The sequence below is a fragment of the Pantoea sp. Seng genome (assembly GCF_009829935.1).
Taxonomy (GTDB): Bacteria; Pseudomonadota; Gammaproteobacteria; order Enterobacterales; family Enterobacteriaceae; genus Pantoea; species Pantoea communis.
This window is the reverse complement of the sequence record NZ_SZZV01000041.1, coordinates 1-5,165: the sequence shown is the minus strand read 5'-3', so window position 1 is coordinate 5,165 and position 5,165 is coordinate 1. Positions and strand designations below refer to the sequence as shown.

Below are 5,165 nucleotides of genomic sequence, written 5' to 3'. Positions count from 1 at the left end.
AGCCGCCAGGCAAATTCTTGTGCTCTGTCCTGTGTCTTTTGTGCTGATGCTGCGTTGCTCTCCCTCGCGTAACTCAGTCACATACCTCAGTATGCTCCTTCGTTCCGTCCCGGTCGGCGCCTTGCCTCAGCGCAAAATCCTTCGGACTTAACTCCGCAGGACATCGCTAATTCTTTTATCCGGATGAACAAAGCTGAAAATCTACTTCTGCGTCTCTCAAAAAACGCCTCTGGCGTTGTAAGGTTAAGCCTCACGGGTCATTAGTACCGGTTAGCTCAATGCATCGCTGCACTTACACATCCGGCCTATCAACGTCGTCGTCTTCAACGTCCCTTCAGGACTCTCTGGGAGTCAGGGAGAACTCATCTCGGGGCAAGTTTCGTGCTTAGATGCTTTCAGCACTTATCTTTTCCGCACTTAGCTACCGGGCAATGCCATTGGCATGACAACCCGAACACCAGTGGTGCGTTCACTCCGGTCCTCTCGTACTAGGAGCAACCCCCCTCAATTCTCCAGCGCCCACGGCAGATAGGGACCGAACTGTCTCACGACGTTCTAAACCCAGCTCGCGTACCACTTTAAACGGCGAACAGCCGTACCCTTGGGACCTACTTCAGCCCCAGGATGTGATGAGCCGACATCGAGGTGCCAAACACCGCCGTCGATATGAACTCTTGGGCGGTATCAGCCTGTTATCCCCGGAGTACCTTTTATCCGTTGAGCGATGGCCCTTCCATTCAGAACCACCGGATCACTATGACCTGCTTTCGCACCTGCTCGAGCCGTCACTCTCGCAGTCAAGCTGGCTTATGCCATTGCACTAACCTCCTGATGTCCGACCAGGATTAGCCAACCTTCGTGCTCCTCCGTTACTCTTTGGGAGGAGACCGCCCCAGTCAAACTACCCACCAGACACTGTCCGCAACCCGGATTACGGGTCTACGTTAGAACATCAAACATTAAAGGGTGGTATTTCAAGGTTGGCTCCACGCAGACTGGCGTCCACGCTTCAAAGCCTCCCACCTATCCTACACATCAAGGCTCAATGTTCAGTGTCAAGCTATAGTAAAGGTTCACGGGGTCTTTCCGTCTTGCCGCGGGTACACTGCATCTTCACAGCGATTTCAATTTCACTGAGTCTCGGGTGGAGACAGCCTGGCCATCATTACGCCATTCGTGCAGGTCGGAACTTACCCGACAAGGAATTTCGCTACCTTAGGACCGTTATAGTTACGGCCGCCGTTTACCGGGGCTTCGATCAAGAGCTTCTCCTTGCGGATAACCCCATCAATTAACCTTCCGGCACCGGGCAGGCGTCACACCGTATACGTCCACTTTCGTGTTTGCACAGTGCTGTGTTTTTAATAAACAGTTGCAGCCAGCTGGTATCTTCGACTGGCTTCAGCTCGGGGAGCAAGTCCCTTCACCTACATGCCAGCGTGCCTTCTCCCGAAGTTACGGCACCATTTTGCCTAGTTCCTTCACCCGAGTTCTCTCAAGCGCCTTGGTATTCTCTACCTGACCACCTGTGTCGGTTTGGGGTACGATTTCGTGTTACCTGGAGCTTAGAGGCTTTTCCTGGAAGCAGGGCATCAGTTACTTCACCACCGTAGTGGCTCGTCATCACACCTCAGCGTTAAAAAGAGTCCGGATTTACCTAAACTCTCCGCCTACATGCTTAAACCGGGACAACCGTCGCCCGGATAACCTAGCCTTCTCCGTCCCCCCTTCGCAGTAACACCAAGTGCAGGAATATTAACCTGCTTCCCATCGACTACGCTTTTCAGCCTCGCCTTAGGGGTCGACTCACCCTGCTCCGATTAACGTTGAACAGGAACCCTTGGTCTTCCGGCGAGCGGGCTTTTCACCCGCTTTATCGTTACTTATGTCAGCATTCGCACTTCTGATACCTCCAGCAAACCTCACAGTTCACCTTCAACGGCTTACAGAACGCTCCCCTACCCAACAACACATAGTGTCGCTGCCGCAGCTTCGGTGCATGGTTTAGCCCCGTTACATCTTCCGCGCAGGCCGACTCGACCAGTGAGCTATTACGCTTTCTTTAAATGATGGCTGCTTCTAAGCCAACATCCTGGCTGTCTGTGCCTTCCCACATCGTTTCCCACTTAACCATGACTTTGGGACCTTAGCTGGCGGTCTGGGTTGTTTCCCTCTTCACGACGGACGTTAGCACCCGCCGTGTGTCTCCCGTGATAACATTCTCCGGTATTCGCAGTTTGCATCGGGTTGGTAAGCCGGGATGGCCCCCTAGCCGAAACAGTGCTCTACCCCCGAAGATGAGTTCACGAGGCGCTACCTAAATAGCTTTCGGGGAGAACCAGCTATCTCCCGGTTTGATTGGCCTTTCACCCCCAGCCACAAGTCATCCGCTAATTTTTCAACATTAGTCGGTTCGGTCCTCCAGTTAGTGTTACCCAACCTTCAACCTGCCCATGGCTAGATCACCGGGTTTCGGGTCTATACCCTGCAACTTAACGCCCAGTTAAGACTCGGTTTCCCTGCGGCTCCCCTATACGGTTAACCTTGCTACAGAATATAAGTCGCTGACCCATTATACAAAAGGTACGCAGTCACCAAACAAGTTGGCTCCCACTGCTTGTACGTACACGGTTTCAGGTTCTGTTTCACTCCCCTCGCCGGGGTTCTTTTCGCCTTTCCCTCACGGTACTGGTTCACTATCGGTCAGTCAGGAGTATTTAGCCTTGGAGGATGGTCCCCCCATATTCAGACAGGATACCACGTGTCCCGCCCTACTCTTCGAACTCACAGTAAGTGCATTTTTGTGTACGGGAGTATCACCCTGTACCCTGCGACTTTCCAGACGCTTCCACTAATGCACAAACTGATTCAGGTTCTGGGCTGCTCCCCGTTCGCTCGCCGCTACTGGGGGAATCTCGGTTGATTTCTTTTCCTCTGGGTACTTAGATGTTTCAGTTCCCCAGGTTCGCCTCGCAACACTATGTATTCATGTTGCGATGATGCACAGAGTGCACCGGGTTTCCCCATTCGGACATCGTCGGCTGTAGCGGTTCATATCACCTTACCGACGCTTTACGCAGATTAGCACGTCCTTCATCGCCTCTGACTGCCAGGGCATCCACCGTGTACGCTTAGTCGCTTAACCTCACAACCCACAGGCGTTTTACAACGCTGCAGACTGCAAGCATTTGAGAGACTCGAACACATCGTTTATTCATTCTTATTACGGAGAATGAACACGACGTGTCGTTTCAATTTTCAGCTTGTTCCGGATTGTTAAAGAGCAATATCTCAAACTCGACGTTACCGTCAGTTTTGAGATATTTCGTGGAGACACCTTTCACCTGTCACCAAGCAAGTGGCGTCCCCTAGGGGATTCGAACCCCTGTTGCCGCCGTGAAAGGGCGGAGTCCTAACCGCTAGACGAAGGGGACACATACATGTCACGACTTCGCAGCCGTCTTGCTCATTACTTTTCTATCAGACAATCTGTGTGAGCACTGCGCGGGAAGGTATCTTCAGGTAAGGAGGTGATCCAACCGCAGGTTCCCCTACGGTTACCTTGTTACGACTTCACCCCAGTCATGAATCACAAAGTGGTAAGCGCCCTCCCGAAGGTTAAGCTACCTACTTCTTTTGCAACCCACTCCCATGGTGTGACGGGCGGTGTGTACAAGGCCCGGGAACGTATTCACCGTAGCATTCTGATCTACGATTACTAGCGATTCCGACTTCATGGAGTCGAGTTGCAGACTCCAATCCGGACTACGACGCACTTTATGAGGTCCGCTTGCTCTCGCGAGGTCGCTTCTCTTTGTATGCGCCATTGTAGCACGTGTGTAGCCCTACTCGTAAGGGCCATGATGACTTGACGTCATCCCCACCTTCCTCCAGTTTATCACTGGCAGTCTCCTTTGAGTTCCCGGCCGGACCGCTGGCAACAAAGGATAAGGGTTGCGCTCGTTGCGGGACTTAACCCAACATTTCACAACACGAGCTGACGACAGCCATGCAGCACCTGTCTCAGCGTTCCCGAAGGCACTAAGGTATCTCTACCGAATTCGCTGGATGTCAAGAGTAGGTAAGGTTCTTCGCGTTGCATCGAATTAAACCACATGCTCCACCGCTTGTGCGGGCCCCCGTCAATTCATTTGAGTTTTAACCTTGCGGCCGTACTCCCCAGGCGGTCGACTTAACGCGTTAGCTCCGGAAGCCACGCCTCAAGGGCACAACCTCCAAGTCGACATCGTTTACGGCGTGGACTACCAGGGTATCTAATCCTGTTTGCTCCCCACGCTTTCGCACCTGAGCGTCAGTCTTTGTCCAGGGGGCCGCCTTCGCCACCGGTATTCCTCCAGATCTCTACGCATTTCACCGCTACACCTGGAATTCTACCCCCCTCTACAAGACTCTAGCCTGCCAGTTTCGAATGCAGTTCCCAGGTTAAGCCCGGGGATTTCACATCCGACTTGACAGACCGCCTGCGTGCGCTTTACGCCCAGTAATTCCGATTAACGCTTGCACCCTCCGTATTACCGCGGCTGCTGGCACGGAGTTAGCCGGTGCTTCTTCTGCGGGTAACGTCAATCGATGAAGCTATTAACTCCATCGCCTTCCTCCCCGCTGAAAGTACTTTACAACCCGAAGGCCTTCTTCATACACGCGGCATGGCTGCATCAGGCTTGCGCCCATTGTGCAATATTCCCCACTGCTGCCTCCCGTAGGAGTCTGGACCGTGTCTCAGTTCCAGTGTGGCTGGTCATCCTCTCAGACCAGCTAGGGATCGTCGCCTAGGTGAGCCATTACCCCACCTACTAGCTAATCCCATCTGGGCACATCCGATGGTGTGAGGCCCGAAGGTCCCCCACTTTGGTCCGAAGACGTTATGCGGTATTAGCTACCGTTTCCAGTAGTTATCCCCCTCCATCGGGCAGTTTCCCAGACATTACTCACCCGTCCGCCACTCGTCACCCAAGAGCAAGCTCTCTGTGCTACCGTTCGACTTGCATGTGTTAGGCCTGCCGCCAGCGTTCAATCTGAGCCATGATCAAACTCTTCAATTTAAAGTTTGATTTGCTGCAACAAGTGCAGCGATGCTCATCTGTAAAACGTCATAATGAATTTCATTATGTGTTCACTCGTGAGACTTGATATTTTTTACGTCC

1 tRNA gene and 2 rRNA genes are annotated in these 5,165 nt (G+C 52.8%); all 3 read right to left on the bottom strand.

The window, feature by feature from the left end:
- Nucleotides 1–239: 239 nt before the first annotated feature.
- The 3 genes from FD737_RS23545 to FD737_RS23535 all read right to left on the bottom strand — a co-directional run bounded on the left by FD737_RS23545 (nucleotide 240) and on the right by FD737_RS23535 (nucleotide 5,063).
- Nucleotides 240–3,145 (bottom strand): 23S ribosomal RNA (locus tag FD737_RS23545).
- A 214-nt stretch (nucleotides 3,146–3,359) separates the two neighbouring features.
- Nucleotides 3,360–3,434, bottom strand: a tRNA-Glu gene (locus FD737_RS23540).
- A gap of 89 nt (nucleotides 3,435–3,523) precedes the next feature.
- Nucleotides 3,524–5,063: ribosomal RNA gene (locus FD737_RS23535) — 16S ribosomal RNA — on the bottom strand.
- The 16S and 23S rRNA genes sit together here with 1 tRNA gene alongside, the layout of an rRNA operon.
- Nucleotides 5,064–5,165 lie beyond the last annotated feature (102 nt).